At 67.4% G+C, this 25,875-nt stretch carries 24 protein-coding genes and 1 riboswitch; of the genes, 9 read left to right on the plus strand and 15 right to left on the minus strand.

Features of this window, described 5'->3' with window-relative positions:
* Positions 1-34: 34 nt before the first annotated feature.
* The 7 genes from ABZ942_RS12810 to ABZ942_RS12840 form a co-directional block, all read right to left on the minus strand.
* Positions 35-1,234, minus strand: a complete 1,200-nt coding sequence (locus ABZ942_RS12810; protein ID WP_357381263.1) for an MFS transporter — start codon at positions 1,232-1,234, stop codon at positions 35-37.
* A 200-nt stretch (positions 1,235-1,434) separates the two neighbouring features.
* Positions 1,435-2,745, minus strand: coding sequence for an FAD-binding oxidoreductase (locus tag ABZ942_RS12815; protein ID WP_357381265.1), 1,311 nt, complete (start codon positions 2,743-2,745; stop codon positions 1,435-1,437).
* Positions 2,746-2,848: 103 nt separating this feature from the next.
* Positions 2,849-4,063: an FAD-dependent monooxygenase gene (locus tag ABZ942_RS12820; protein ID WP_357381267.1), complete on the minus strand. Its 1,215-nt coding sequence runs from the start codon at positions 4,061-4,063 to the stop codon at positions 2,849-2,851.
* Positions 4,064-4,115: 52 nt separating this feature from the next.
* A complete protein-coding gene (locus tag ABZ942_RS12825; protein ID WP_357381269.1) occupies positions 4,116-7,211 on the minus strand; it encodes a BTAD domain-containing putative transcriptional regulator in 3,096 nt (1,031 codons plus the stop codon).
* Between the two features lie 43 nt (positions 7,212-7,254).
* The gene (locus tag ABZ942_RS12830) at positions 7,255-8,022 is read right to left on the minus strand and encodes an SDR family oxidoreductase (RefSeq protein ID WP_357381271.1); all 768 of its coding nucleotides are present in this window, start codon (positions 8,020-8,022) and stop codon (positions 7,255-7,257) included.
* A 159-nt stretch (positions 8,023-8,181) separates the two neighbouring features.
* Positions 8,182-8,649, minus strand: a complete 468-nt coding sequence (locus ABZ942_RS12835; protein ID WP_357381273.1) for a cupin domain-containing protein — start codon at positions 8,647-8,649, stop codon at positions 8,182-8,184.
* 130 nt (positions 8,650-8,779) lie between these two features.
* On the minus strand, positions 8,780-9,751 hold the full coding sequence (locus tag ABZ942_RS12840) for an MBL fold metallo-hydrolase (protein WP_357381275.1): 972 nt from the start codon (positions 9,749-9,751) through the stop codon (positions 8,780-8,782).
* 83 nt (positions 9,752-9,834) lie between these two features.
* On the opposite strand from ABZ942_RS12840, the gene ABZ942_RS12845 reads away from it, so the two are divergent.
* Positions 9,835-10,785 carry a LysR substrate-binding domain-containing protein gene (locus ABZ942_RS12845; RefSeq protein WP_357381277.1) on the plus strand — a complete coding sequence of 317 codons (951 nt, stop codon included), beginning with the start codon at positions 9,835-9,837 and terminating at the stop codon, positions 10,783-10,785.
* Between the two features lie 7 nt (positions 10,786-10,792).
* On the opposite strand, the gene ABZ942_RS12850 is transcribed toward ABZ942_RS12845, so the two are convergent.
* On the minus strand, positions 10,793-11,713 hold the full coding sequence (locus ABZ942_RS12850; RefSeq protein WP_357381279.1) for a serine hydrolase: 921 nt from the start codon (positions 11,711-11,713) through the stop codon (positions 10,793-10,795).
* 59 nt (positions 11,714-11,772) lie between these two features.
* On the opposite strand from ABZ942_RS12850, the gene ABZ942_RS12855 reads away from it, so the two are divergent.
* Positions 11,773-12,336, plus strand: a complete 564-nt coding sequence (locus ABZ942_RS12855; RefSeq protein ID WP_357381281.1) for a GyrI-like domain-containing protein — start codon at positions 11,773-11,775, stop codon at positions 12,334-12,336.
* 278 nt (positions 12,337-12,614) lie between these two features.
* The gene (locus tag ABZ942_RS12860; RefSeq protein ID WP_357381283.1) at positions 12,615-12,800 is read left to right on the plus strand and encodes a hypothetical protein; all 186 of its coding nucleotides are present in this window, start codon (positions 12,615-12,617) and stop codon (positions 12,798-12,800) included.
* Between the two features lie 6 nt (positions 12,801-12,806).
* Here ABZ942_RS12860 and ABZ942_RS12865 read toward each other — a convergent pair whose 3' ends face one another.
* The 3 genes from ABZ942_RS12865 to mca form a co-directional block, all read right to left on the minus strand.
* Positions 12,807-13,385 carry a TIGR03086 family metal-binding protein gene (locus tag ABZ942_RS12865; protein ID WP_357381285.1) on the minus strand — a complete coding sequence of 193 codons (579 nt, stop codon included), beginning with the start codon at positions 13,383-13,385 and terminating at the stop codon, positions 12,807-12,809.
* Between the two features lie 480 nt (positions 13,386-13,865).
* Positions 13,866-14,135 carry a hypothetical protein gene (locus tag ABZ942_RS12870; RefSeq protein ID WP_357381287.1) on the minus strand — a complete coding sequence of 90 codons (270 nt, stop codon included), beginning with the start codon at positions 14,133-14,135 and terminating at the stop codon, positions 13,866-13,868.
* The gene (gene mca, locus ABZ942_RS12875) at positions 14,135-15,001 is read right to left on the minus strand and encodes a mycothiol conjugate amidase Mca (protein WP_357381893.1); all 867 of its coding nucleotides are present in this window, start codon (positions 14,999-15,001) and stop codon (positions 14,135-14,137) included. The genes ABZ942_RS12870 and mca overlap by 1 nt, the downstream gene beginning before the upstream one ends.
* Before the next feature lie 119 nt (positions 15,002-15,120).
* Here mca and ABZ942_RS12880 point away from each other — a divergent pair, with 119 nt between their 5' ends.
* Both ABZ942_RS12880 and greA read left to right on the plus strand, forming a co-directional pair.
* Positions 15,121-15,570, plus strand: coding sequence for a DUF4307 domain-containing protein (locus tag ABZ942_RS12880; RefSeq protein ID WP_357381289.1), 450 nt, complete (start codon positions 15,121-15,123; stop codon positions 15,568-15,570).
* 300 nt (positions 15,571-15,870) lie between these two features.
* Positions 15,871-16,365, plus strand: coding sequence for a transcription elongation factor GreA (gene greA / locus ABZ942_RS12885; protein WP_040738717.1), 495 nt, complete (start codon positions 15,871-15,873; stop codon positions 16,363-16,365).
* Between the two features lie 104 nt (positions 16,366-16,469).
* Here greA and ABZ942_RS12890 read toward each other — a convergent pair whose 3' ends face one another.
* The gene (locus tag ABZ942_RS12890; RefSeq protein WP_357381291.1) at positions 16,470-17,612 is read right to left on the minus strand and encodes a cystathionine gamma-synthase; all 1,143 of its coding nucleotides are present in this window, start codon (positions 17,610-17,612) and stop codon (positions 16,470-16,472) included.
* Positions 17,613-17,796: 184 nt separating this feature from the next.
* Between ABZ942_RS12890 and ABZ942_RS12895 the strand changes: the two genes are divergently transcribed.
* Entirely contained in the window at positions 17,797-18,972 is a 1,176-nt protein-coding gene (locus tag ABZ942_RS12895) for an acyl-CoA dehydrogenase family protein (RefSeq protein WP_357381293.1), read from the plus strand.
* Positions 18,973-19,187: 215 nt separating this feature from the next.
* Entirely contained in the window at positions 19,188-19,553 is a 366-nt protein-coding gene (locus ABZ942_RS12900; protein WP_357381295.1) for a DUF6401 family natural product biosynthesis protein, read from the plus strand.
* A gap of 65 nt (positions 19,554-19,618) precedes the next feature.
* On the opposite strand, the gene ABZ942_RS12905 is transcribed toward ABZ942_RS12900, so the two are convergent.
* On the minus strand, positions 19,619-20,485 hold the full coding sequence (locus tag ABZ942_RS12905; RefSeq protein WP_357381297.1) for a hypothetical protein: 867 nt from the start codon (positions 20,483-20,485) through the stop codon (positions 19,619-19,621).
* Positions 20,486-20,891: 406 nt separating this feature from the next.
* Here ABZ942_RS12905 and ABZ942_RS12910 point away from each other — a divergent pair, with 406 nt between their 5' ends.
* Positions 20,892-21,380 carry a DUF4254 domain-containing protein gene (locus ABZ942_RS12910; RefSeq protein ID WP_357381299.1) on the plus strand — a complete coding sequence of 163 codons (489 nt, stop codon included), beginning with the start codon at positions 20,892-20,894 and terminating at the stop codon, positions 21,378-21,380.
* 92 nt (positions 21,381-21,472) lie between these two features.
* On the opposite strand, the gene ABZ942_RS12915 is transcribed toward ABZ942_RS12910, so the two are convergent.
* Complete coding sequence (locus ABZ942_RS12915; RefSeq protein ID WP_357381301.1) at positions 21,473-22,606, minus strand: AbrB family transcriptional regulator; 1,134 nt, start codon at positions 22,604-22,606, stop codon at positions 21,473-21,475.
* Positions 22,607-22,862: 256 nt separating this feature from the next.
* A riboswitch (TPP riboswitch) is annotated at positions 22,863-22,978 on the plus strand.
* On the opposite strand from ABZ942_RS12915, the gene ABZ942_RS12920 reads away from it, so the two are divergent.
* The gene (locus tag ABZ942_RS12920; RefSeq protein WP_357381303.1) at positions 22,975-24,363 is read left to right on the plus strand and encodes a cytosine permease; all 1,389 of its coding nucleotides are present in this window, start codon (positions 22,975-22,977) and stop codon (positions 24,361-24,363) included. It overlaps the preceding riboswitch by 4 nt.
* A gap of 91 nt (positions 24,364-24,454) precedes the next feature.
* Here the strand turns inward: ABZ942_RS12920 and ABZ942_RS12925 are convergent, their stop codons facing one another.
* Positions 24,455-25,846, minus strand: coding sequence for a cystathionine beta-synthase (locus tag ABZ942_RS12925; protein WP_357381305.1), 1,392 nt, complete (start codon positions 25,844-25,846; stop codon positions 24,455-24,457).
* Positions 25,847-25,875 lie beyond the last annotated feature (29 nt).

A 25,875-nucleotide genomic window follows, 5' to 3' on the forward strand; every position in this document is an offset into this window, starting at 1 on the left:
TGGGACTCGGTGGTTGGTGGTGAATTCGTCGGTGTTACTTGGCATTACGGAGTAGAGGCAGCGCGATCACCGCGCCTAGAGTCATGACGATCCCGCTCCAGAGGAACGCGCCGCCGATGCTGGTGGCGTGGATCAGCGGCGCGAGGATCAACGGAGAAACGAACTGGCCCAAGAAGATCGCGGTAACCAGGCCGCTGAGGATCCGCCCACGAGTGGCGGCCGGTGCGAGCTCGCTCAACCGCAGATTCAGGTTCGGGACTGCCAGACCGACACCGAACCCACCCACGAGTAGCCCGACCACCACCTGCGCCACCGCCCCAGCGGTGCCGACCAGGATCCACCCGGCACCGAGCAGCGCGATGCTCGCGGCGGTGAGGACACTGGGGGACCAGCGGCCCCGCAGCGCCGGAAAACTCAGTGCGCCGGCGACACTGCTGACCGTGGTCGCGGCGATCACCGCACCGACCAAGGCCGGACCGATATGCAGTTGCGCCAGCAGGAACGGCAACTGCGTGGGGGCCATATAGAAGGCGAGGGTCACCAAGAAGGCGAGTAGGTAGAGCCCGGTGATCGGCCGCAAGATCGGTGACCGCGAACCCGCGGTGTTGCCGCTAGCTGGTCCGGATACCTTGTCGCGCTGCTGTTCTCGCAAAGCGAGTAGCGCGAACGGCAGAATCACCGCGCCGACACCATAGATCCAGAACGGCAACTTCCAGTTGGACGCGGCCAGCAGACCCGCCAGCGGCAAGAACACGACGCCGCCGATGCTGGCGAAAGCTTGTTGCAGCCCAAGGAAACTCGCCCGCTTGGGTCCCTGGAACCAGTCGGTGATGATGGCACTGACCGCAGTCATAATTCCGCCGACCGCGACACCCACCATGGCTCTGGTCACCAGCAGCACACCGATGCCCTCGACGAAGAACCCGGCCACTCCGGCCACCGCGTACAGCGCGAGACTGCCCACCAACAGTGGTTTCCGCCCGATCCGGTCCGCAGCCATGCCCGCCAGCGGCGCGCTGAGCCCGATCGCCAGCGACGTGACCGTCAACACCAGCCGGACCAGCACATCCGCACCTGCCACCGCCGAAAACGCCTCCCGCATCCCCGGCAAGCTCGGCGCGATAACCGCCGGACCCATCACCGTCAATGTCGCGGCCGCCAACACAGTGGCACGAGCAATACGCGCCGGAGTGGCCAGCTCTGGTTCCACCGCCTCATCAGGTGCCGCGATCATGGTGTTCCTCCTCGTGTCCGGCAAGTCGTGCTCGCTTGCTGACAACGAGATTTCCATCCACACACCGGCATCCGCGTCGGTGATTCCTACCTAGATACGTAGCCGAGTCGGCGACTAGGTAGGTAGGCGATCAGGCCATCTCGACCGGGCTCATACGCCTGAGCGGAAGCCGTCATCCTGGGGGTGGACGGCGCTGGAGGTCAGCCGAGAACTGGGAAGTTGGCGCGGATGATGTTGTGGGGGTCGCGGTTTCGCTTGATGTCCCGCAGTCGCGCGAGGGTGTTCGGGTCGAAGGCTGCGGTGGCGGACTCACCGGGGGCGAGGAAGGTGTAGGGCTTGGTGCCGGTGATGTGGGTGCCGAGGGCGCTGATGATCTCGTCGAATCGATCACCGATGGGGCCGAGCAGGTGCGGTAGGCCCAGGCCGAGCAGGTACAGCGCGTAGGGCTCGGTGACCGCGCCGCGGGCGCCGCCGTCGGGGCGGTGCTGGGCCAGCGCGCCGCCCAGGCCGCGGATCTGCACGTTGAGCAGCGGCGCGACGGGTGCTTCGATGAGGGTCTTCACGACTGCGTCATCGAGATCGGTGAGTAGTTCGCCGCGTGAGAGCGACGGGCTGGGGTCGGTGGGTTCGGCGGTGATCTTGCCGATCTCGCCGGGGCTGAGTTCGCCGCGAGTGTCGGCGAGAATACCGTCGATCGTGTCGAGCCTGCGGGTCAGGTGCCGTCCGTCGGCGGGATCGCCGAGGTAGGCGAAGTCGATGGCGACGGTCGGTGCGGCGCCGGGAATCTGGTAGCGCTGCAACCACACTGACAGTTCGGCGGGTGCGTCGGTGGTGAGCTCGGTGAACAGGTCGAAGACCGCGCGGGTCCGGTCGGCGGGCCACATCACCCGCCCGCCGTAGAGGCGGGGCAGTGCGAACAATTCGAACTCGAGACCGGTGACGATCGCGAAATCGCCACCGCCGCCACGCAATGCCCAGAACAGGTCCGGGTCGGAGTCGGCGGTGACGCGCTGCGGACGTCCGGCGGCGTCGACGATCTCGATCGCACGCACCGCGTTCGCGGCCCACCCGTACTTTCGGGCGAACCAGCCGAATCCGCCGCCCAGGGTGTATCCGGTCACGCCCACGACCGGGTTGCTCCCGGCCAGCCCGGTGAGCCCGCACCCGGCCGCCGCTGCCTGCACCTGTCCCCAATGCACGCCGCTGCCCACCCGCGCCACACGCTGTCCGGGATCGATGTCGACAGTGTGGAAGTGCTTGGTGCGCACCAGGATTGCACCATCGATGTCGCCGGTCGCACCGTGCCCGGTCGGCTGCGTCACCACAGGCCGGCCCGCCCGGCGGGCGTAGTCGAGCACCGCCGCGACGTCCAGCGCGTCGGCGACCTCGACGACGCCGGCCACGGACTGCGCGATGGCAGAGTTCCATGGTCGCGCCGCCTGATCGAAATCGGCGTCGCCCGGTAGGAGCACACCGCCGCGGACCGCGGTGCGTAGGTTTTCGATAGACATTCTCAATCCTCGTTCGTCGTTGTCGTGGTTGCTGATTGATCGACGACGTAGCGCTCGCGGGTGTGACACGAGCTCCTCGTCGACGAAGTGAGGCTGCTCGCGATCAGTAGTCCGCCAGCGTGATGGCGTTGGCGGCGCGCTCGATCGGTTTGATGATAGGGCGCAGAGCCAGCCCCTTCCAGGGCATATGACGCAGCATGCGGAGCATGGTGGTCTGGGTGCGGATGGCGCGGCGGTCGGCGGCGACCATCTGGGTGGCGTTGGACCAGCCGAGGGTTTGGTTGCGGGAGATGTAGTCGCTCATGGCTTGCTGGTAGCGCGGAAAGGCGACGTGGTGGTCGCCCCGCGCCGCACGGAGTTCACCGGCCAGGACGTATGCGCCGACGAGCGCCATGCTGGTGCCCTGGCCGGACAGCGGGGACGGGCAGTAGGCGGCATCACCGACGACGGCCACGCGGTGGTCCCACCAGCGATCGAGGTGGATCTGACTGACGGTGTCGAAGTAGAAGTCGGGGGATTCGGGCATGGCGTACAACAGGTTCGGCGCTTCCCAGCCCGCATCGGCGAAGGTCTGCGCGACGAGACGCTGCTGCGCGGCGACATCGCGGCGGTCAGGCAGCTGGTCGGGGACCGGGAAAATGAACTGGGCCTTGGCGGTGCCGTGCTGGGTGCTGTAGAGCTGGACGACCTTGCCGGGCGTCGGGTAGACCAATTCCCAGCGGTCCAGGCCGAGGGCGTTGGGGACCGAGAACGCGCAGACCGCCATGCCGGTGTGGCGGACGAACTGCTCCTCGGGACCGAATGCGATGCGACGCACCGCCGAATGCATCCCGTCGGCACCGATGACCAGGTCGAAGACGCGCGTGGCGGCATTGCGGAAACCGACGGTAACGCCGTCGTCGTGCCGGGTCAGCTCCGTGATCGAATCGCCGAACAGGTACTCGACCTCCCCCTTGGTGGCATCGAAGAGGATGCGGGCGAGGTCGCCGCGCAGCACCTCGTCATCGCCGGGCGAGCGCAGACCGATCAGCTCGGGGCCCAGCGTGGCGACGGCCTTGCCGGACGCGTCGACCCAAGCGCCCCCTCGCATATCGGTAGAGGCGCCGCGCAACTGCGGCAGCAGACCCATGCGGTCGACGACATCCATTGCCACACCGCGGATATCGACCTTGTAGCCGCCCTCGCGCAGCGTCTGCGACTGCTCGACGATGGTGACAGTGAAGCCGTAGCGGGTCAGCCAGTAGGCGAGGGCGGGACCGGCGACGCTGGCACCGGAGATGAGGACGGTCTTGTTGGCGAACTGCGGTGTCTCGGTCATGGAAAGGAGCTTCGCGGGGCTCGCTCACCGCGGGCTCACCATCGGCTCACCGTCACTCACCGACCAGCGCGACCACCTGTTCGACGGAGTATTCGCGGCCCCTCCCGAAGGCCGCGAGGAAGCCGGATTCGCCCAGGGCGGAGCGGGTTTCAGCGGTGATGCGAGCGAGGTCGCCGTCGCCGGTGGAGCGCAGACCGCGCAACGCCTCGGCGGCACCGAGCAGGTGGGCCGCGCGTTCCGCGTCGCCGCACGTGGCGGCCACTCCGGCCAGGCCCTCGACGGCCGTGGCCGCCACCGGTCGCAGCTGGTGGCGGTGGGCGAGTTCGAAAGCCGTGCGATGGGCGGCGCGTCCCGCCGCCAGGTCACCTTCGGCGGCGCCGACCCAGCCCAGGCCGATGAGCGCGCGGGCGCGGGCCTCGACCGCCCCCACCGAGCCTTCGGCCACCAGATTCAGGGCCGCGGCATATTGCTCCCGCGCACTCGACATGTTTCCGTCGGCCCGGTCCAAATCGCCGAGCCCGCGAATCGCATTGGCGCGCATATCCGTCGCACCCACCGAGCCGGAAAGATCGGCGGCACGTTCGTAGGCGGCGCGGGCGGCGTCGGGGTCACTGCCCGCCAGGATGTCGCCGCGACGGTTGAGCAGATCGGCGGTGTCGTCGACGGTGCCCAGCTCGGTATAGCGCTGCACTGCCTCATCGATCAAGGCCAAGGCGGCCGGTCGATCGCCACGCCAGTCGGCGACCGCCGCGAGTTTGTCCAGCGCCGTGGCGATCGCCCAGCGGTCACCGGTTGCGTGGAAATCATCAAGGGCACTGCGGAATTCGGTCTCGGAGTCGTGCATACGCCCGGACATGAACAGGTGCAGCCCATCCCCCAGGCGCAGGAAGGCCCGCGACCACACGTCCGGCCCGAAGAGCAGACGCGAGCGATCCGGATCGACGGTGGCCATACCGCCCGCGATGGCGAGCAGAAACACCAAATGCGGTCGCCGCAACGGGTTTCGGGACTCCGATACCGCCGCGGCCGCGCGTTCGACGGCCGCGCGCGACTCGCCACCGCCCCGCGCCGCCACCGCCGCGCACAGCGCGTAGTCCTCGACGGACGACGGATCGAGTTGGGGCAGAAGCTGTTCGGCTATTTCGACGGCGTCACCGGGGCGGCCGCTCAACCACCAGTACCAGGCCAGGGCGGCGATAAGCCGTTGTGCCAGTGGCGGATCGGAACGCGCCGCCCAGTGCAGCGCCGCTTGCAGATTGCCGTCGTCGGCGGCCAGCCTTGCCAGCCAATCCAGCTGGTCGGCCCCGCGCAGCAGCGGGTCGGCGCGCTCGGCGAGGTCGGTGAAGTACCGCGCGTGCGCGTCGAGCAGCCGCTGCTGCTCGCCCGAGTCGATCGCCTGCCGCCGCGCGAATTCACGAATGGTCTCCAGCATTCGGTAGCGGCCGCCGGTCACCTCCACCAATGATTTGTCGACCAGGTCGTCGAGCAGTTCATCGGCATCGTCGATATCGCAGATATCGCGCGCGGTCCGTGCGGTGGCTCCGCCCGCGAAGACCGAGAACCGTTGGGCCAGTGCCTGTTCGGCCGGGGCCAGGAGTGCCCAGCTCCAGTCGACCACTGCCTGCAAGGTGCGATGGCGCGGCTCGGCGGTGCGGTCACCGCGGGCGAGCAATCGGAAGCGGTCGCCGAGGCGCGCGTCGAGCTCGTCGAGCTCGAGGGTGCGCAGCCGGGCGGCGGCGAGTTCGAGGGCCAGCGGCAACCCGTCGAGGCGGGCGCACACGCGCCGGACCTCGCCGATCGTCGCGGCATCCACGGCGAATCCGGGTCGCGCGGCGGCGGCACGATCGGCGAACAACCGAACGGCCGCGCAGTCGAGCTGCTCGGCCAGGGGGGCATCGGCAGCGGCGACGGGTAATTGCCCGACGGGGAAAACGGTTTCGCCGGTGATCCGCAAGGGTTCTCGGCTAGTCGCCAGCACGCGCAACCCGGGGCAGTCGAGCAGCAGCCGGTGCAGCAGGCGGGCGGTGTCGAGAATCAGGTGCTCGCAATTGTCGAGAATGATCAGCTGCGGTCGTTCGGCGAGCATCGAGCGCACCCGGCTCTCGACATCGCGGAGCTCCCCCGGGGCGCGCCCGGCGCTCTCGCGCCCACCCAACGCCGCGGCCACCGCCTGGACCACCTGCGCCCCGTCCACCAGCGGGGCCAGGTCCACGAAGCACACCGGCCCCTCGGTGCGAGCGCCGACTTCCAAAGCCAATCGCGTCTTGCCGGTCCCGCCGGGACCGGTCAGTGTCAGCAGCCGGGTCCGCGCGAGCAGCAGCGCTACCCGCGCCAATTCCGCATCGCGCCCGAAGAATCCGGTGAACGGCGTCGGCAGCCGCCGGACCGCACGTTCCGGTGCGGCATCCGCGCGCAGGATCGCCAGATGCGCCTGCGCCAATTCCGCCGACGGGTCGGCACCGAGTTCCTCGGCGAGCAGCTCGCGCCCCTGCTCGAACAGCGCCAGTGCCTCCGCCTGCCGCCCCGCCCCATACAGCGCCCGCATCAGCAGAGCCCGCGCCCGCTCGCGAAGTGGATGTGCCGCAACGATTTCGGGCAGCGTGCCCAGCGCCGCACGGTGATCGCCCAGCGCCACCGCCGCCGCCGCGCGATCCTCCAGCGCCGCGAGCCACACCTCGGTGAGCCGAGCGGCCTGCACCGCGGCGAAAGGCGCATCCGCCACATCGGCGAGGGCCGGGCCGCGCCACAGCCGCGCAGCCTCGTCCAGCAAGACGGCAGCAGTGGCGAACTCCTTGTCGTGCAAGGTCTTTCGGCCGTCGTGTGCGAGTTGGACGAACCGGTGGGCGTCGACGTCCACCGGTGGCACGGTCAATCGGTACCCGGCGGCCGAGGACTCGATGAGCTCTTCAGGGTTGCCCGCGCTGCGCAGCGCACCACGCAGCCGCGATACCTGCGCCTGCAAAGCATGCCCGGCATTGGCGGGTGGCCGCGCCCCGTAGAGACCGTCGATCAACCGATCTCGCGACACGAAGCGGCCGGCGTCCAACGCAAGCAGCGCCACCAACGCCCGCACCTGCGGGCCGCCGACCGTGATCGGACTCCCGTCGGCCAGGCGGACTTCGATGGGACCGAGGATTCCGAACTGCACAATGCACAGTATGCCCGCAATCTCCGAGCTATCAGATGGACGGCTACCGGGCGCCGATGGCCGGGCTGATGGCGGTGCCGCCGCTCACATCGACCACATTGGCGGTGATCCAGCGGGCGTCCGCGGACGCGAGGAAGGCCACCACATCCGCGATATCGGCAGGCTGCCCCACCCGGCCCAGCGCGGTCATCGCACCGATACTGGCCCGCACCTGCGGATTCCCATCGAGGAAGGCGGCCATCCCCTCGGTCTCGGTCGCACCGGCAGCCACCGCGTTCACGGTGATCCCGCGCGGACCGAGCTGTACCGCAAGGGTTTTGGTGAGCACATCGATCGCGCCTTTGCTCATCGCATAGGCCACCTGGGATGGTGCCGCCACCCGCGGTGCGCACGAGGAGATATTGACGATGCGACCGCCATCGCGCAGCAACGGTATCGCCCGCTGCGAAATGAACAGCGGCGCGACTACATTCACCGCGAAGAGGCTGTCCACCGCCGCCGGGGTCAGCTGCTCGATCGAGCCGTTACCACCGCCGCCGCCCGCATTGTTCACCAGAATATCGAGCCGACCGTCCGGCAGGCGCGTGGTCAGCTCGGCGAACAACGCGTCGATTCCGGCGGGCGTACCCAGGTCGGCGCGGAGGGCGAAGGCCTGCCCACCTGCGGCGTCGATCTCAGCGACGGTCTTTGCCGCCGCTTCGTCGTCATGTCCGTAGTGCACCGCGACCGCCGCGCCGTTCGCCGCCAATCGCAGGGCGATGGCGCGACCTATTCCGCGAGAAGCGCCGGTAACGAGGGCGAACTGAGACATGTGAACTCCTGTGCTCGGATTTGTTTTCTTGACACAGACGTTCGCCGACCGCGCTCACCAAACCCTCACCGTGTGCTCACGGCGACACCGCCACGCCGCGGCGCCTGGTCACCCGAACATGCTCGGCTGCTCCATCCACGACCTGCCACGGCGCACCCGTCAGTTCCAGTCGGACCAGACCGGCGGCGGGCCCACGATGGTGACCCCGTAACTGCCGAGCAGCTCCGCCTGCTTGTCGTGTTCCCGGCCCTCGGCCGCGCCGACGCCGGTGAAGTAACCTTCGATCGCACCCGGTGTACTGCCGACCAGCACCTCACTCTCCTCGGTGATGGTCTGAAAGGTGTGCGGAATATTGCGCGGACCGTAGACGAAGGCCCCGGGACCAGCCTCGGTGACGGCGCATTCCGTCAAGGAATATCCACCGATCCAGAACCGGACCTGCCCGGACAGGATGACCCAGAATTCGTCTTCTCTGGTGTGGAAGTGCAGCGGCGGCGCTCCCGCCGGGAAAACCTTGGCCCGCATAACGGACAGCGCACTCGCGGTCTCCTGCTCCGACAGCACCTGCTCGAAACCACCGTCGTAGTAACGAACTTGCGGCTGGGTCCAAGGTGCCCGAACGGCCACGGGGCCTGCGTAAACCATTGTCATGTCCTCTCTGCACGGGTGGGACGGCCATAACGCCCCCGTAACCAGGAAACCGCAGCCGACGTCAGCAACAAATCACTGTCTGATCACCATCGATCGCTACCTGGCCTCAGGGCGTGAAGGTCTTCAGGTGGTCGACGGTGACGAACTTGCTGGTGGGACTGGCCTGGGCCACCGCCTTGCGCAGCGATTCGAGACCACCCCAGTCCCGTGCGGGCTCGGCGAGCGGATAGTCGAAATCGTCCCAGTGCGTGGGAATTACGTAGCGCGGATTGCCGGTGACGCGCAGCAACCGTGCCACGTAGTCGTAGATTTTGCCGCCGCCCGCAGGCAACAGCAGCACGTCCGGGTGCAGACCGGCCAGCTCGGACTCGATGTAATTCGAGCCACCGAAATTCAGCACGCTCACCCCGCCGCCACTCACCTCGTAGGCCAGCGTGCCGCCCTCGACCAGATCACGAATCACCTTGGGCTCCGGTAACTTTCCCGCGCCGAGGCCTGGCCTGGTACCGGCGAACGCCACCTCGGCTCTGGCACCGGAGGCCGAATGCAACGAGCGCAGTGCGCGAATGGTGTAACCGTCGAAGCGAAGGTACTCACCGCCGGTGGCGATCGAGAGCTGGTCCTCCGGTGCGCCGAGCGCGGCCAGCAGATTGAGATGGGTCTCGGTGCCGAGCACCGTGGCACCGGTCTTCTTCGCCAGGTACGGCACGTCGGTGAGGTGGTCGTAGTGGCCGTGGGTGACCAGGATGTGGTCGGCGCGCAGTTCCCCGCTGTCCACGTAGTGGTCGATGAGTGCGGTGTCGACGGCGATCGGAGTGTTCGGGTCGGCGCCCGCATCGGTATAGGTCCCGGTATGGAACCTGGTCAGCCAGGGATCGATCAGCACCGTCTTGCCGCCGGGCAGCCGGATCTCCCAGCCGTTGTTGCCCCACCAGCGCAGGGTCGCACCGCCGGGTGCCGGAGCCGGGCTGCTTGCCGCCGGGCTCGGGGATTCCGTTCCGCCACATGCCACTACACCGGCCAGCACCGCAGCACCCGCGGTCACACCGAAGAATTTTCGCCGTCCGAAACCTGTCATGCGGGCACCGAAACACAGGTTCGCCGCCGCTGTCCAAGACCGGCCGACCTGCTCGGCGATATCGAAAGCGATATCGTCGCAGCGTGGACCTGCTGCGTCAGCTGCGGTATTTCGTTGCCGTTGCCGAAGAACTTCATTTCGGCCGGGCCGCCGAGCGCCTCGGCATCGCCCAGCCGCCGTTGAGCCAGCGCATCCGCAAGCTCGAAACCGACCTCGGCGCCCGGCTGTTCGACCGGAACAGCCGCCGCGTCGAACTCACCGAGGCGGGCCAGATCCTGCTCGCCGAGTCCCGCGACCTGCTCGCTCGCTGGGAGCGCACGACGTCACTGGTCGGCAAGGCGCATCGGGGCGAGATGGACGCGTTGCGCGTCGGTGTGCCGCCCGAATTGGCCGGGCGGGTACTCGCCGCGATCCTCACCGCGTTCGAAAGTCGCGAGGTCCGCGTGGATCTGCAGGAGCTGACCACCGCCGAGCAGGTTCGCCTGCTCGCCGACCGCCAGCTGGACGCCGGGCTGCTGCAGCATCCGGTCGACGTGGTCGGCCTCGAACTCGGTCCCGCCGTGGACACTCCAGTCGGCGTGGTGCTGCCCCGCGATTCGCCACTGGCCGTGCGTTCTTCGCTCACCCTCGCCGAGCTGGCCGGGCTCGGCTTGGTGATCTTTCCGCGGGCAGCCGCGCCGGGGCTCTACGACGCTACGCTGCGCACCTGCTGGGAACACGGCTTCAAACCGACGCGGGTGCAGCACGCCCGAAATCCCGAATTCGTGCTCGGCATGGTGCTTTCCGGCCGCGGCGTCGCCTTCGATCAGGGCATGGTGGCACAGAAGGAACCGAGGGTGGTCTGGCGGCCGCTACCGGAGGGCACGCTGAGCTGGCGGCTCTCGCTCGCCTGGCCCGCGGCCGCGCCGCATCCGCTGGCGCCCGAACTGGCCGAGCTGATCGTGCGAGTTGTGCAGGGCGACGGTGCGTCTCGGCCCGCGGCGGTGCGGGCCGCGCCGCAACGACCGTGGAATGTGGTGTACGGCAGGCCATGAGCCAGCGTCAGCGAGCGAGCCGAAGAGGTAGCGCACCATCGCTGGCGGCGGGTACGGGCGAGGCACAGCCGTGCACGATGCTGCCGATCGCGTGCGCGGCGACGGCGCCGATCACACGATCCACCTCGGGTAGCCGCTGGGCCAGGGTGCCAACCCTGGTGAATACCGCTACGGCATAACGGCTTCCGTCCGGGTACTCGAGTACACCGATCTCGTTGCGTATCCCTGGCAGCGTGCCGGTCTTGGCCCACACCTGCACCTCCGGCGGGAACGCGCCGGCGAGGCGATGCCAATGCACTTGTTGGCGCATGAGATCGCGCACCCACCGACACACTTCGGCAGGACCAGCGCGGTCCTGACCGATGAGGGTGAGCAGCCGGGTCATCTCCCGCGGCGTGCTCGCGGTGGTCCGGTGCGGATCCAGGGCACGGGTGCCGAGGATCTCCGCGACGGTGAGCGCCGGGAACCGCGCGGCGAACTCGGCGGCATCGCGCGCGCCGATGTCCTCGGCCATGCCCTGCACGATGTTTCGCGGTGCGCCGACGATCCGGGTGCCCGCTAGACCGAGCTCGCGCATCAACGAGCGCACATTTTCGATGCCGACCCGGTCGAACAGCAGGTCGGCGGCGGTGTTGTCGCTCAGCGTGAGCGCGAAGAACGCGGCATCGCGCAGGCTCAGGTCGACATCATCGTGACAACCCGCCGTGCCGACCCCGCCGAGCCGATCCGCGCCGCCCGCGCGCACCCGGTCGGCCGGGTCCAGCTGCCCCGCCGCCACCTGCCGGGCGAACTCCAGCACCAGCGGCACCTTCACCACCGACGCAAGCACCACCGGCTCGTCCGCACCCGACCCCGCCTCCGCACCACAGTCGAAACACCGGGCATGCACCCAACCCTGCACCCCGACGCTCCGAAAGAACTCATCCACGGCTCCCCAACCTGCCACATCCTTGACTCTCCCGGCGCTGGAGCGTTCAGGCTGGCGGTATGAAGCTCGACTTGGCCAAGACCGACAAGCACTACTACCAAGCACCCACGGAACCGACGTTGCGCACCTTCGGCACCTACGGGTACGTGACGGTTACCGGTTCGGGAGCTCCGGAAGGCCCGGAGTACCTCGCGGCCGTCGAGACGCTCTATCGGACCGCGCACGGCGCCAAGAAGATCGCCAAGGTCGGCGGGCACGATTTCGTCGTGCCGAAGCTGGAGGGGCTGTGGTGGGTGGAGTCCGACGAACCTCCACTGACGGTGCCTCGCGCGCAGTGGCATTGGCAGCTGATGATCCGCATGCCGGACGCCGTCACCTCGGACATGGTGCACGGGGCAACCTTCGAGCGGCTCACCGAAGGTGCCGCCGTCCAGGTATTGCACGTAGGCCCGTATGCGACTGAACCGGAGACCTTGGCGAAGATGGACGCGTTCATGAGCGCCGAGGGGCTCACCATGAACGGCCGCCATCACGAGATCTATCTCTCCGACCCACGCCGGGTCCCGGCCGCGCAGGCCAAGACCATCCTGCGCCACCCGGTCCGCCGCGTCGCCGAAAAATAGGATGCGCCGGTCGAATTCGACCGGATACAGTTCGCAACGCGCCCGGTGCGCGGACAACGGTCGTTTCGACCGAATCGGCGGATCCGATAGCTCGACCGATAGAGCTACCTACCGTCGGCTCGATTATGAGTGAGCCGACGGTGACATACCGCGAACTCCGGTGCGCATACATACGCACCCACAGTGCGGCACACGTTTCCCTGGTGTGCCCGAAATACGGTGGGCGCCTAGGAAATCGGGTCGATATACCTGCAGCTGAACGAAAGGGCAGAATTGCCATGCGCAAATTCTCCATCGCACGCCGGAATGCCGACGCAGCCCGAGATATCACTGCGACGACGTCCTCGGTGCATGCCGAGCAGCACGCATTGCACCGCAACCACGGTGGCCGACTCGGCTACCAGCAGATCGCCGATCGCGAACTGTTGCTGCTCGCGGCCTCGACCATGGTGCGGATCCGTTAGCCCGCGCTACGGCGTGCGCGCGAGCACTTCCCGGCCGACGTAGCCGAGCAGCCGACGATGAGCGGGCTCCCCTTCTTCGACAAAGACTTCCGCGTCGAAGACGCCGGGCGTCCGGAACTGGTCGATGCCACCCTTGGCCTGCATGGTGGCGAGAAGTTCGCCACACAGCTCATCGTCGGCCAGCTCGGGCCTGCCGATGGCGACCGCGAGGTCGACGCCGTGCACAACCAGTTCGGTGAGGTGCACCAGGGCCGCCGCCGGTGCGGGCAGCGCGCCGAACGAAACGTGCACGGTGTTGTCCAGTGCGTCGGGCCGGTGCCAGGCCGCCCGATCCACCTCCGCCGCCGCCGCGTACGCGCCCTGCGGATCGCCGCCGAGCCAATCGGATTCATGATCGGCACCCGAATCCGTGCCGCTCAGCGCGGCCGCGAAGAAGTGCATGTTGCCCACCGTATGGTTCAGCACGGTGCGCACATCCCACTCCCGGCAAGGCGTCGGCGCCGCCATGGAGCTCTCGTCCAAGGCGGCGACGATCAGGCTCGTCGCATCGAGTGCACGGTCGATCTGTCCGATCACGTTCTCCATGAGCTTCCTTCGGTCGAGCGGTCTGGCTGAATTGGTAACACAAGCGGGCGACATACGGAGGCCGTTGCGAAAGCTGCTCGCGGCGAATTAGGTTGCCAGCAGTGTGCTTCTCGGTGGCCGGTGGATTAAGCCGATGCGCGAGCCGAATACATCTCGCTACAGTGTGCAATGCGCCCGGTGCGCACGCAACGCCCATCCCACAACGTTTGAAAACTGTTGTGCTGGCAGCGTTGCGACCGTAGACCGCGCTATGCAGTGCGTGTGAAGCTGACAACCACTTTCGATTAAGCTCCAGCCGTACTCATTTCGTTATCCACTTCAGGTGTTGTTTAAACCTGTTACGCCCGATTGAAATTCAACCGGTCCCGCCCATCACTCGTTGCCGGTTCAACCAGCCGATTCCGGGACAGCCGCAAACGATTCGGCGCCGCGTTCCACCAGATGGTGTCGTGCGGCGCCGAATTCGTCACTGTGCGGCAGTCAGGTCTTTTCGGCCCGGCCGTCCGACTCGGCCTCTTCGGGCCGGCTGGTGATGCCGCGCTCGGTCCCCTCGTCGGCCTCCTGGTCCGGTTCCGGGTGTTCCGGCTCGAAGGTTGCGGGCAGCTTCTTGAGGTGCTTGTTCATCGAACGCACCAGCAGCACCGTGCCCGCGAGCAGGACCAGGATGATGACCAGGCCGAGCGGGGAGGCCTTGCCGAACTCCGGCCCGGTCGGCGTGCCGCCGGGCGCTTGGGCGAGCAGAACCAGCATCACCGCTGCTCGTCTTCGATGCCTGCGAACAGATCGGTCTCCGGCAGCGCCGTCTTGACCCTGGTCTTGGCCAGTTCGAACTCCTCGGTCGGCCAGAGCCGCTGCTGCAGCTCCAGCGGAATGGCGAAGAACGCGCCATTCGGGTCGATCTGGGTCGCGTGCGCGCGCAGGGCGTCATCGCGCTGCGGGAAGTACTTGGCGCAGTCGATCTGCGTGGTCACCCTGGAGAACACGTCGCCGCGCTCCGGCACGTACTTGCGCATCCGGTCCAGCCATTCTTGCAGCGGGAACGGCTCACCCATCCGCTCGTACTCCTCGGCGAAGACCTCCATCCGCCGGGCGGTGAAACCGTGGTCGTAGTACAGCTTCAGCGGCGTCCACGGCTCGCCCGCGTCGGGGAACCGTTCCGGATCGCCCGCCGCCTCGTACGCGGCGACCGACACCTCGTGGCAGCGAATGTGGTCCGGGTGCGGGTAGCCACCCAGCTCGTCGTAGGTCGTCATCACGTGCGGCTTGAACTCGCGCACCACCCGGACGAGCGCCTCGGTCGCCTCCTCCAGCGGCACCACCGCGAAGCTGCCCTCCGGCAACGGCGGCAGCGGATCACCCTCCGGCAGACCGGAATCGACGAAGCCGAGCCAGTGCTGGCGCACGCCGAGCGCACGCGCCGCGGCGGCCATCTCCTCGCGCCGGATCTCGTTGATCCGGTCCAGGACACCGGGGGTGTCCATCGCGGGGTTCAGGATGCTGCCACGTTCGCCACCGGTCAGCGTGACGACGAGGACATCGTGTCCTTCGTCGGCGTACCGGGCGGTCGTCGCAGCACCCTTGCTCGATTCGTCGTCGGGGTGGGCATGCACCGCCATGAGGCGAAGGCCACTCACGTCTCGTTCACCATCGCTCTCGCTCGCGGGTGTCGGGTCTTCGTTCCCTATAGTTCCATTCGACCGACATTTGTTCCGACTTACCCCCCGGGAGCGACCTTGTGACCGATCGAAGCGACGCCCCGGTGCCGGCGACGAGCAGTAGGCCGACCGACCGGTACGGAACAAAGGCTCCTGTCGACCGCCGTTGGCTGCCGCTGGTTCTCGGCGTGGTCGTGGTGCTGCTCGGGTGCGGCGTCGCCTTCATCGGGTACCAGAAGTACGGCCCGAAGGACATCGAGTCCGAGCAGCTCGGCTACACCGTCGTCGACGACGCGACCATGACGATCCGGATCAAGGTCACCCGCAAGGACCCTGGACAGGCTGCGGTATGTTTCGTCCGCGCAATGGCGCGCGACAGTGTCGAGGTCGGTCGCCGCGAGGTGCTGATCGAGCCGTCTACCAGCGGCACGATCGAGCAGACCACCACGGTCAAGACATCGTCTCGACCGGCGTCGAGCAGTATCTACGGCTGCAGTGGGCAGGTTCCCAGCTATCTCCGAGCAGGGTGATTTGCCTCTTTTGCCGTACCATTTCTCCTCGAAATTAACTCCGACCTGCACGTTTGTGATTCATGCTAAAATGGCCTGATACACGGTTCCGGGGTTCGGAGCCGTGTTTGCTGCATTGGCGGCCAGCGCTATCTGTTCCGGATTATGAGCTTTGCCCGGAACCAGGGTCTGTCGGGGTTCGATGAACTTCCCAGGATCGCTCTAGCCGTCGACTGGTGCGTGCCCGCCCCACGGGTGGGTACCGCGGCAGTTATCAGGGAATCCCGGCCTGCCGGGAACAACTACTAGGGAGTGATCGAGATGACTGAGACGCAAGTGACTTGGCTGACCCCGGAGTCGCACGACAGGCTCAAGGGCGAACTCGATGCGCTCATTGCCAATCGTCCCGTTATCGCTGCCGAGATCAACGAACGCCGTGAAGAGGGCGACCTCAAGGAGAACGGCGGATACCACGCCGCGCGCGAGGAGCAGGGCCAGCAGGAGGCGCGCATCCGCCAGCTGCAGGAGCTGCTGAACAACGCCAAGGTCGGTGTCGCGCCGACCAAGTCCGGCGTCGCACTCCCCGGCTCGGTCGTCAAGGTCTACTACGACGGCGACGAGTCCGACACCGAGACCTTCCTCATCGCGACCCGCGAAGAGGGCCTGAACGACTCCAAGCTGGAGACCTACTCGCCGGCGTCCCCGCTCGGCGGCGCGCTGATCGACGCCAAGGTCGGCGACACCCGCGAGTACACGCTGCCCAACGGCAAAACGATGAAGGTCACCCTGGTCAGCGCGGAGCCGTACCACAGCTGATGCTTCCGGCCGTGGTCTCCCGCGACCCGGCCGACCTGTTCCCCTGAGACACGAACGGCCGCACCCGTTTCCGAGGTGCGGCCGTTTCGTCATCGCTGCGGTTCCTAGCCGAGCGCCTGCTCGATATCGGCGAGCAGGTCGGCGGCGTCCTCGATGCCGACCGACAGCCGCACCAGATCGGCGGGCACCTCCAGCACGGAGCCCTCGGTGGACGCGTGCGTCATCGCGGCCGGGTGCTCGATCAGCGATTCCACCCCGCCCAGCGACTCGGCGAGGGTGAATACCTTGGTGCGCGAGCAGAAGTCGCGGGCCGCGTCCGGGCCGCCGTGCAGGCGCACCGAGATCATGCCGCCGAACCGGCGCATCTGCTTGGCCGCGACCGCGTGGCCCGGGTGCTCGGGCAGGCCGGGGTAGATCACCTGGGAGACGGCCGGATGCCTGGTCAGGAACTCGGCCAGGGTCTCCGCGTTGTCGCAGTGCCGATCCATCCGCACGGCAAGGGTTTTGGTGCCGCGCAGGGTGAGGAAGGCGTCGAACGGGCCGGGCACCGCGCCCGCGCCGTTCTGCAGGAAGGCGAACGCCGCGTCGAGTTCGGGATCGTTGGTGATCAGCGCGCCACCGACCACGTCGGAGTGGCCGCCGAGGTACTTGGTGGTCGAGTGCGTGACGATGTCGGCGCCGAGCAGCAGCGGCTGCTGCAGGTACGGGGTGGCGAAGGTGTTGTCCACCACCAGCTTCGCGCCCGCGCCGTGCGCGATGTCGGCGAGCGCCGGGATGTCGCCGATGCTCAGCAGCGGGTTGGTCGGCGTCTCGACCCACACCAGCTTGGTGTTCGGCCGAATCGCCGCGCGCATCTCGTCCACGTCGAACACGTGGGCCGGCGAGTGCTCGATGCCCCACTGGCTGAACACCTTGTCGATCAGCCGGAAGGTGCCGCCGTACGCGTCGTCCGGGATGACGATGTGGTCACCGGGCCGCAGCACGGCGCGAAGGGCACAGTCGGTGGCCGCCATGCCCGACGCGAATGCCCGGCCGTAGGTGCCGGATTCGAGCGCGGCGAGGTTCGCTTCCAGTGCGGACCTGGTCGGGTTTCCGGTGCGTGCGTACTCGAAACCGCCACGGAGACCGCCGACTCCGTCCTGGGCGAACGTCGAACTCGCATAGATGGGCACGTTCACCGCGCCGGTCTGCGGGTCGGGATCGAATCCTGCGTGGACGGCCCTAGTGGAGAACCCCAGCTCACTCATACGCCCAGCCTAATCAGGGGCGATTTCCGGGCAACCCCCCGGTAGTACCAGATGGATACTCTGCGGACGATCGCGCCCCCGCTCCGATGTAGTTACGCAGCTAGGGCGGGTAGGCCGGAAAATTTATGACGAGTACCTCCGAAGACCCCGATATCACCGGCGGCCTCCCAATTACGCTTAGCGCATGGTGACTGTGGAAGAACTGTTCGCGATCGACTCCCTGCTGTCCGACGATGAGCGCGAGATCCGCGATGCCGTCGCGACCTTCGCGAATCAACGCTTGCGACCGCACATCGCGGACTGGTTCGAGGAGGGCACCTTCCCGGCTCGCGAGATCGCGCCGCAGCTGGGCGAGGTCGGGCTGCTCGGCATGCATCTCGAGGGTTACGGCTGCGCGGGCATGTCGGCGACGATGTACGGCCTGGCCTGCCAGGAGCTGGAGGCCGTCGATTCCGGCGTGCGCAGCATGGTGTCGGTGCAGGGCTCGCTGGCGATGACCGCGATCCACAAGTACGGCTCGGAGGAGCAGAAGCAGCAGTGGCTGCCGGAGATGGCGGCCGGGCGCGCGCTCGGCTGCTTCGGGCTCACCGAACCCGACTTCGGCTCCAACCCCGGCGGCATGCGGACCAGGGCCAAGCGCGACGGCGCCGACTGGGTGCTCAACGGCTCGAAGATGTGGATCACCAACGGCTCGGTGGCCGATATCGCGGTGGTCTGGGCGCAGACCGAGGACGAGGGCAGGCAGGTGATCCGCGGCTTCCTGGTGCCCGCCGGGACGCCCGGATTCAGCGCCCGCGAGATGCATCGCAAGCTGTCGCTGCGCGCCTCGGTGACCGCCGAACTGGACTTCGACGATGTCCGGCTGCCCGCCGATGCCGTGCTGCCGGAGTCGCGCGGGCTCGCCTCGCCGCTGGCCTGTCTGAGCGAGGCGCGGTTCGGCATCATCTTCGGCGCGCTCGGCGCGGCCCGCGACTGCCTGAGCTCGACCATCGAATACGCGCGCACCCGCGAGGTGTTCGACAAGCCGCTGGCCGGGTACCAGCTGACCCAGGCGAAGCTGGCGAACATGGCCCTGGAGTTCGGCAAGGGTCAGCTGCTCGCCCTGCACCTGGGCCGACTGAAGGATCGCGGCACGGTGACTCCCGAGCAGGTGAGTGCGGGCAAGTTGAACAGCACGAGGGAGGCCATCGCGATCGCCCGCGAGTGCCGCACCATCCTCGGCGCCAACGGCATCACGCTGGACTATCCGGTGCTGCGCCATGCGAACAACCTGGAGTCGGTGCTCACCTATGAGGGCACGGCGGAGGTGCATCAGCTAGTGCTCGGCCGCGCGCTGACCGACGCCAACGCGTTCAGGTAACGAGCGGGCGTCGGGCGAATCAGTTCCCGGCCATCGAAGTCCGAGCGATCGACCTGTAAATACCGAACGGTCGCATTAATCGACAGTGGCCGGGAAACTGGTTCGCCAGCAATGTTTTTCGTGCGGCAAGTTTGCTGGAACGCACTTATGCGGCAAAACAGACTGGGTCAAGCGTCACAGTTTTATAAAGACTCGCCGATTGCTAGCATAGGAACATGTTTCTGCTCGGCCCCGCGTTGCTCGAAGTGTCGGCGCGCAAGATATTGACCCGCCTGCACAAGACGCACGGGGTGCCGGCGCTCGCCGCGGCGGCGGAACTGCCCGCGCTGTCGGCGGCGCTGGATCAGCACGCCGCGGCCGTGCGCGACATCCTCGAGCTCGGCGTCGAGAGCGCCGCGCGGGTGCCGATGAGCGTGCTGCTCGCGGGTTACGCCCGCGGCCTCCTCGACCAGGTACGCGAGGCCGCCGGGCACGGGATGACCGGTGCGGCACCGAGCGATCTCGGCAGCTGGGCGAACGCCGACTGGGTCCAGCTGCGCCTGGCGAGCGTGTGCCTGCACCCTTCGCAGCAGTTCGCCTGATCGACCCCTGACACAGCGCGTCCGCCGTAGGCCAGAGCCCACGGCGGACGCGTTCGCAGTTCGGCCTAGCGCCGATCGCCCGGATCGCGATAGCCCATGTACTCGCCGGACTGCTCGTACGAACCGCCGCCCTGCATCGCGCCCTGATCCCACTGCTGCGCGTGCTGGCCGCGCGAGGCCTGCTGATCCATCCACAGCTGCTCCCGCGACGCGTCCTCACGGCCACGCGAATACGCCTCCGCATGCCCCTTGACCGCAGGCATCTCCTCTTCCAGCCCGCTCAGCCAGTTCTCCCAGCGCTGCTGCATCGGCCGCACCATGCCGCCGCCGACGCCGACCACCAGTACGCCGCCGATGGTGGCGAGCACCGTGATCAGGATCGGCATGGTGACCGAGGTGGCCACCCCGATCTGGTTCAGTGCGGCGACGATGCCGACGCCCCAGATGAACACCGCGGCGACCCGGCCGATCATCGCGCCGTAGGACAGGCCGCCGAGCATGTTGCCGACCAGGTCACGCACCGCGGAGGCGATCGCACCCGCGATCACCACGATGATGATCGCGACGGCGGCCTTCGGCAGCCACGAGACGATGCCGTCGAGCAGGTCGCTCACCGGGTTCGGACCGAACACGCCGAACCCGAGCTGCAGGGCGATCAACAGGATTGCGTAGTAGGCGAGCTTCGCCAGCAGATCCGACGCGTCGTAGCGGCTGCGCGACATCATCTGCTTGAGGCCGCCACGCTCGACAAGGCGGTCGAAGCCGAGCCGGTCGAGCACCTTGTCCACGATCGTCGAAACGACCTTCGCGACGATCCAGCCGATGAGCAGGATGACGATGAATCCGGCCAGCTTGGGGACGAACGTGGCCACCGAACTCCACGCGTCCGAGAACCCCTTCTGGAAATCGATAGCCAAACTGGAGGTGTACATGCCCGTCCCTTCGCTATCCGATTACGCCAGGGCGGTTTGCCGAGGCTGCTTCAACGCCGGTTATACCCCGGCCACATAACTCGAACCTTCCGTTTGCAGATAATTTGCCACATTGCGGCTTTCGGCGCGACCGCTCGCTCGATCCGTAACCGGAGGACGTACTCTCGACTGCGGCCACCCCGACTGGTCGGTCTTCCTCACAACCCCGTACCACGCGATGAGGAGAAGATTGTTACGACCTGTCATCACAGTGCCATCTCGATGTCACCGACACGCCGAGGTAAGAGGCGCACTGTTATCTCGGATTCGGCATCAGGGCAATGCCTCCCGCCTGACGTCACCCGGAGGTGCACGATGAAGACCTTGTCAGCCGACCTCATCGATCGATGGTTGGTCCCCTGCCCTGATGCGAATCACCAGCCGCCGGGAGCCCGCGATGTTCGTGCGTGATCGCGCGCTGCCCGCCACCGGAGGCACCGCTCGGTCGCTGCCGGATCAACGGGAACTGGTCGCCGCCTTCGGTAGCCGCGGCGGTGATCCGAACGCCGAGCATCCGCTGATCGGCTGGGCCCGCAAGCTGGCCATCCTGCATCGGCAGCGCCGCGGCAATCCGCTCGCCGCCGCCGGAATCGATTGCCGCCGTGCCGAATTGGTCGCCGCCATCGATACCTGGGTGGCCACCCAGCTGCCGCGCCGCAGTTGCACCGAGCACCTACGCACCGGATCGCTCGGCGCCACGGTCGACCGCATGGCCGCGGCCCACGCGCACGCGAGCTATCTGCTGCACACCGCCGAGAAAGTGTCCGATGTCCGGGTGCACGCGGCGTGGTATCGGCTGGCCTCGTTGGCGGACGAGTGGACGGATCTCATTGTGGGTGCGGTGCGAAAAGCCTAGTGGCGCAGGGGCATCCGGCCTTGTCGGACAATCTTCGCGTCGAACGAGGAGAACGGCGGGCGCCCGGCCGGATAGTGTCCGCGCAGGCCGGGTCAGACCGCTAGTTCGGGTTCCCGCATGGACAGTTGCCGCGCCGAGAACCAGCGCATCCCCTTGGCCAGCAACGGCAGCATCAGCACCATCAACAGCAGGCGCATGCTCTGTACGCAGGTGATCAGCGGGAGGTTGGCGTCCATCGACTCGGCGGTGGCCAGCACGGCGTTGATACCGCCGGGCGTGGTGGCCAGGTAGATGTCGGACAGCTCGAGGTCGACGAAGGTGGCGACCGCGAAGGCCAGACCGGCGACGATGGCCGACAGCGCGACGATGGTGACCGTCATGCCGGGAATCATCCGTGCCATCTCGCGGACGACGGTTCGGGTGAAGCGGGTGCCGACCTCGAAGCCGATGAGCACGAACAGCAGATCCTTGAACAGGTTCGTCGGCGCGTACCCGTGGCTCACGCCGAGCGCGGTGAGCACCGCGGTCATCAGCATCGGCCCGATCAGCGCGGGGCTCGGCAGATTGAACCGCTTGCCGAGCTTGGTGCCGACGACGCACAGCATGACCGCGATGGACAACCCGGCGACCTGATCACCACGGCCGACGATCATCCAGAACGGCAGGTCGGGATTGGTGACCGAGGCGCCGAGCGTCGCGTGTCCGCTGCTCAGGCTGTCGCCGCTGTTGCTGAGCAGGGCGCCGAGGGCGGGCGCGCTCACCGCGACCAGCGCGACCCGCAGGTACTGCATGAATGCCACCTGGCGCGGATCGGCGTCCATATCGTCGGCCACCGCCACCACCGCCGCGGAACCGCCCGCCAGCAGGCCGAGCGTCGCGGTCGGCAATTCCACGTGGGCGAAGCGGGCGAACACCACCGCGACCAGCAGGCTGATCAGCAGCGTCGCCACCGTCACCGCGAGCACCGGGATCAGCGCCAACCCGATGCTGGACAGCAGCGAGATCTCCAGATAACTGCCCATCAACACGCCGAGCATGGACTGCACGCCGCAGGACAGTTGCCGAGGCATCGGCGCGGGCAACTTCCCGGCCAACGCCAGGGCGCCGCCGACGACGATCGCCAGGATCATCTGCGGTGCGGGAAAATGCACTCGATCGAGTAACTCCGCCCCGGCAAGCACCGAGGCCAGCAGAGCTACCCAACCGATCACTTGCCTCCGAGTCATACCTAGTAATCCTTGCCCCAGCTAATGAACAAACAGTAACGACTCCGTTATCAGGGTTAACGGACGGTGTGATCCCGGACGCAGGAAGTCGATTACCTGTTCAGAGCGGACATTTCCTAAGTCACGCAGGTTTTCGCACTCTACTCGATCTCCACGGTAGCAACTCGAGCGAACCCGCAGCTCACCACTGTTCACCCGGTCCGGCCTTGCGGATCGCACGGACCGCCGAGCGGCCGCGTGTACTATTCGCCCGAACCACCCCCACCGCGGGAGCTCGGGCAAGGCCGGGCTGAGAGGGCGGACCCCAGCGCTTCGCCGACCGCATGAACCTGTCCGGGTAATGCCGGCGTAGGAAGAGCGTTTCGGGCATGTCTTCATCGACCCTGCACAACTCCGAACGGCACGAGGCCCCCTTCACCCTCGACGAGCCCGCCCCGAAGGTGCTGTCCTTCTGGGACCAGAGCGCATTCTGGGCAAACCTGGGTGTCAGCCTCATCGCCTTCTCCGGCGCGTACACCGTGCTCGCGCCGAATTCCGACGGCGCACCGCAGATCTCCATCTCCGCGGGCATCCTCGCGATGATCGTCGGCACCGTCGTCGGCGGTCTGATGCTCGGCTTGGCGGCCGTGCCCGGCGCGAAGACCGGCAAGCCGGCGATGGTGCTGTTGCGCGGCCTGTTCGGCGCGAAACTCAGTTATCTGCCAACCGTTTTGAACATCGCCCAGCTGATCGGCTGGGGCACCTTCGAATTGATCGTCATCGGCGACGCGGCCGACGAGCTGTTCGGTGGCGGTCCGCACTGGCTCTATGTGGTGGCGGCCGGGGTGCTCACCACGGTCCTGACCATCTGGCCGCTGGGCTCGGTGCGGATGCTGCGCCGGTTCGTCACGGTCGGCGTGGTGATCGCGCTGATCTGGTTCTACATCCAGTTCTTCCGTACCGGTCTGCCCGACCTGTCGGCAAACCCCGGCCCGCACGGCAGCGGCCCGTTCGGCGCGGACTGGAACCTCTTCTGGATCGCCACCGACGCGGCGCTCGCGGTGTCGATCTCCTGGGTGCCGGTCGCCGCCGATTACACCCGGCACTCGCGCAGCACCGGCACGGCGTTCGGCGCGGCCAGCGGAGCGTATGCGGTCACGCAGATCGTGGCCTACACGCTCGGCTTGTTCGCGCTGGCCCGCGCCACCGGCGACGGCCAGTATTCGCCGTTCCTGCAGGTCAGTCTCGGCGGGCTGTTCTTCTTCGTCTTCGTGTTGCGCGAGGCCGACCAGTCGTTCGCCAACGTGTACTCCACCGCCGTCTCGATCCAGAACCTCGCCCCGCGCATCGACCGGCGCATCCTGTCGATCGGCCTCGGCCTGCTGATCACCGTGCTCGCGCTGCAGCTGAACATGGCCAACTACTTCGGCTTCCTCGGCCTGATCGGTTCGGTGTTCGTGCCGCTGCTCGGCGTGCTCGTCGCCGACTTCTTCCTGCGCGCGAAGGGCGAATGGAACACCGCCGACGACGCCCCACCACGCTGGGGCATGATCGTCGCCTGGCTGGCCGGACTCTCGGTCTACCAACTCATCAACCCGGGCGACGCCGGTGTATGGACCGACTTCTGGGTGAACGTGCAGGAGGAGCTGCACTTCACCAAGCAGGCGTGGATGAGTGCGTCCTTGCTCTCGTTCCTCGCCGCACTGCTGGTCGCGTGGGCCGTCGGCCGGGTCTCGACGCTGCGACAAGATCGCGTCACGAACGACAACCCCGCCTAACCGCCTCGATCACGAAATCGGCGCACTGTCAGCTCGGATCGAATCCGAGCTGACAGTGCGCCGAAAGCTAAGAGGCGTGCCGGAATTCAGCTCAGTGGCCTAGTGTGCCTACGCTCAGGAAGCCGAGCAGGTCGTGCCGGGTGATGACGCCGACGGGCTTGCCCTCCTCGACGACCATCAACGCGTCGGTGTCCGACAGCGCCTTGGTCGCGGCGGAGATCGGTTCGCCCGCGCCGATCAGCGGGAACGACGGGCTCATGTGCTTGCCGACCGGATCGGTCAGGTGCGCACGGCCTTCGAACACCGCCGAGAGCAGATCACGTTCCGAGACGCTGCCCGCGACCTCGCCCGCCATCACCGGCGGTTCCGCGCCGACCACCGGCATCTGCGAAACCCCGTATTCGCGCAGGATTTCGATGGCGTCGCGCAGGGTCTCCGACGGATGGGTGTGCACCAGGTCGGGCAGTTCGCCGGACTTGCCGCGCAACACGTCGCCGACCATCGGCTCGACGGTACTGCCGTCGAGGCGCTCGCGCAGGAAGCCATAGGAGCTCATCCACTGGTCGTTGAAGATCTTCGACAGGTAGCCGCGGCCGCCGTCGGGCAGCAGCACCACCACGACCGCGTCCGGGTCGCGCTTGGCGATCTCGATGGCCGCGACCACGGCCATGCCGCAGGAGCCGCCGACCAGCAGCCCTTCCTCGCGGGCCAGGCGCCGGGTCATGTCGAAGGAGTCCGCGTCGGAGACCGCGATGATCTCGTCCGGGATCGCCGGGTCGTAGGCGGACGGCCAGAAGTCTTCGCCGACCCCCTCGACCAGGTACGGCCGTCCGGTGCCGCCGGAGTACACCGAGCCTTCCGGGTCGGCGCCGATGATCTTGACCTTGCCGCCGGACACCTCTTTGAGGTAGCGGCCGACACCGGTGATGGTGCCGCCGGTGCCGACGCCCGCGACGAAGTGGGTGACCTTGCCCTCGGTGTCGCGCCAGATCTCCGGACCGGTCGTCTCGTAGTGGCTGTCCGGGCCGCCGGGGTTGGAGTACTGGTCCGGCTTCCACGCGCCGTCGATCTCACCGACCAGACGGTTGGAGACGCTGTAGTAGCTGGCCGGGTCCTCCGGTGCGACGGCGGTCGGGCACACGACAACCTCGGCGCCGTACGCGCGCAACACATTGCGCTTGTCCTCGCTGACCTTGTCCGGGCAGACGAACACGCAGTGGTAGCCGCGCTGCTGGGCGACCAGCGCCAGGCCGACACCGGTATTGCCCGAGGTGGGTTCGACGATGGTGCCGCCGGGCTTCAGCTGCCCGGACTTCTCGGCCGCGTCGATCATCTTCACCGCGATCCGATCCTTGGAGCTACCACCCGGATTCAGATATTCGATCTTGGCCGCTACCAGTCCGGTATTCGGTCCTACAACAGAGTTCAACCGGACCAGCGGCGTATTGCCGATGAGGTCCACGACATGGTCGGCGATGCGCATGCGCCCCATAGTTCCAGATGGACCCGGTG

It is taken from the genome of Nocardia sp. NPDC046473, assembly GCF_040645995.1.
Classification (GTDB): Bacteria; Actinomycetota; Actinomycetes; order Mycobacteriales; family Mycobacteriaceae; genus Nocardia.

What these genes read in the sequence shown, in the direction of transcription:
- ABZ942_RS12810 (WP_357381263.1), bottom strand. Translation starts at nt 1,234, where the DNA reads ATGATCGCGGCACCTGATGAGGCGGTGGAACCAGAGCTGGCCACTCCG.
- ABZ942_RS12815 (WP_357381265.1), bottom strand. Translation starts at nt 2,745, where the DNA reads ATGTCTATCGAAAACCTACGCACCGCGGTCCGCGGCGGTGTGCTCCTA.
- ABZ942_RS12820 (WP_357381267.1), bottom strand. Translation starts at nt 4,063, where the DNA reads ATGACCGAGACACCGCAGTTCGCCAACAAGACCGTCCTCATCTCCGGT.
- ABZ942_RS12830 (WP_357381271.1), bottom strand. Translation starts at nt 8,022, where the DNA reads ATGTCTCAGTTCGCCCTCGTTACCGGCGCTTCTCGCGGAATAGGTCGC.
- ABZ942_RS12840 (WP_357381275.1), bottom strand. Translation starts at nt 9,751, where the DNA reads ATGACAGGTTTCGGACGGCGAAAATTCTTCGGTGTGACCGCGGGTGCT.
- ABZ942_RS12855 (WP_357381281.1), top strand. Translation starts at nt 11,773, where the DNA reads ATGAAGCTCGACTTGGCCAAGACCGACAAGCACTACTACCAAGCACCC.
- ABZ942_RS12860 (WP_357381283.1), top strand. Translation starts at nt 12,615, where the DNA reads ATGCGCAAATTCTCCATCGCACGCCGGAATGCCGACGCAGCCCGAGAT.
- ABZ942_RS12865 (WP_357381285.1), bottom strand. Translation starts at nt 13,385, where the DNA reads ATGGAGAACGTGATCGGACAGATCGACCGTGCACTCGATGCGACGAGC.
- ABZ942_RS12870 (WP_357381287.1), bottom strand. Translation starts at nt 14,135, where the DNA reads ATGCTGGTTCTGCTCGCCCAAGCGCCCGGCGGCACGCCGACCGGGCCG.
- mca (WP_357381893.1), bottom strand. Translation starts at nt 15,001, where the DNA reads ATGGCGGTGCATGCCCACCCCGACGACGAATCGAGCAAGGGTGCTGCG.
- greA (WP_040738717.1), top strand. Translation starts at nt 15,871, where the DNA reads ATGACTGAGACGCAAGTGACTTGGCTGACCCCGGAGTCGCACGACAGG.
- ABZ942_RS12890 (WP_357381291.1), bottom strand. Translation starts at nt 17,612, where the DNA reads ATGAGTGAGCTGGGGTTCTCCACTAGGGCCGTCCACGCAGGATTCGAT.
- ABZ942_RS12895 (WP_357381293.1), top strand. Translation starts at nt 17,797, where the DNA reads ATGGTGACTGTGGAAGAACTGTTCGCGATCGACTCCCTGCTGTCCGAC.
- ABZ942_RS12900 (WP_357381295.1), top strand. Translation starts at nt 19,188, where the DNA reads ATGTTTCTGCTCGGCCCCGCGTTGCTCGAAGTGTCGGCGCGCAAGATA.
- ABZ942_RS12905 (WP_357381297.1), bottom strand. Translation starts at nt 20,485, where the DNA reads ATGTACACCTCCAGTTTGGCTATCGATTTCCAGAAGGGGTTCTCGGAC.
- ABZ942_RS12910 (WP_357381299.1), top strand. Translation starts at nt 20,892, where the DNA reads ATGCGAATCACCAGCCGCCGGGAGCCCGCGATGTTCGTGCGTGATCGC.
- ABZ942_RS12915 (WP_357381301.1), bottom strand. Translation starts at nt 22,606, where the DNA reads ATGACTCGGAGGCAAGTGATCGGTTGGGTAGCTCTGCTGGCCTCGGTG.
- ABZ942_RS12920 (WP_357381303.1), top strand. Translation starts at nt 22,975, where the DNA reads ATGTCTTCATCGACCCTGCACAACTCCGAACGGCACGAGGCCCCCTTC.
- ABZ942_RS12925 (WP_357381305.1), bottom strand. Translation starts at nt 25,846, where the DNA reads ATGCGCATCGCCGACCATGTCGTGGACCTCATCGGCAATACGCCGCTG.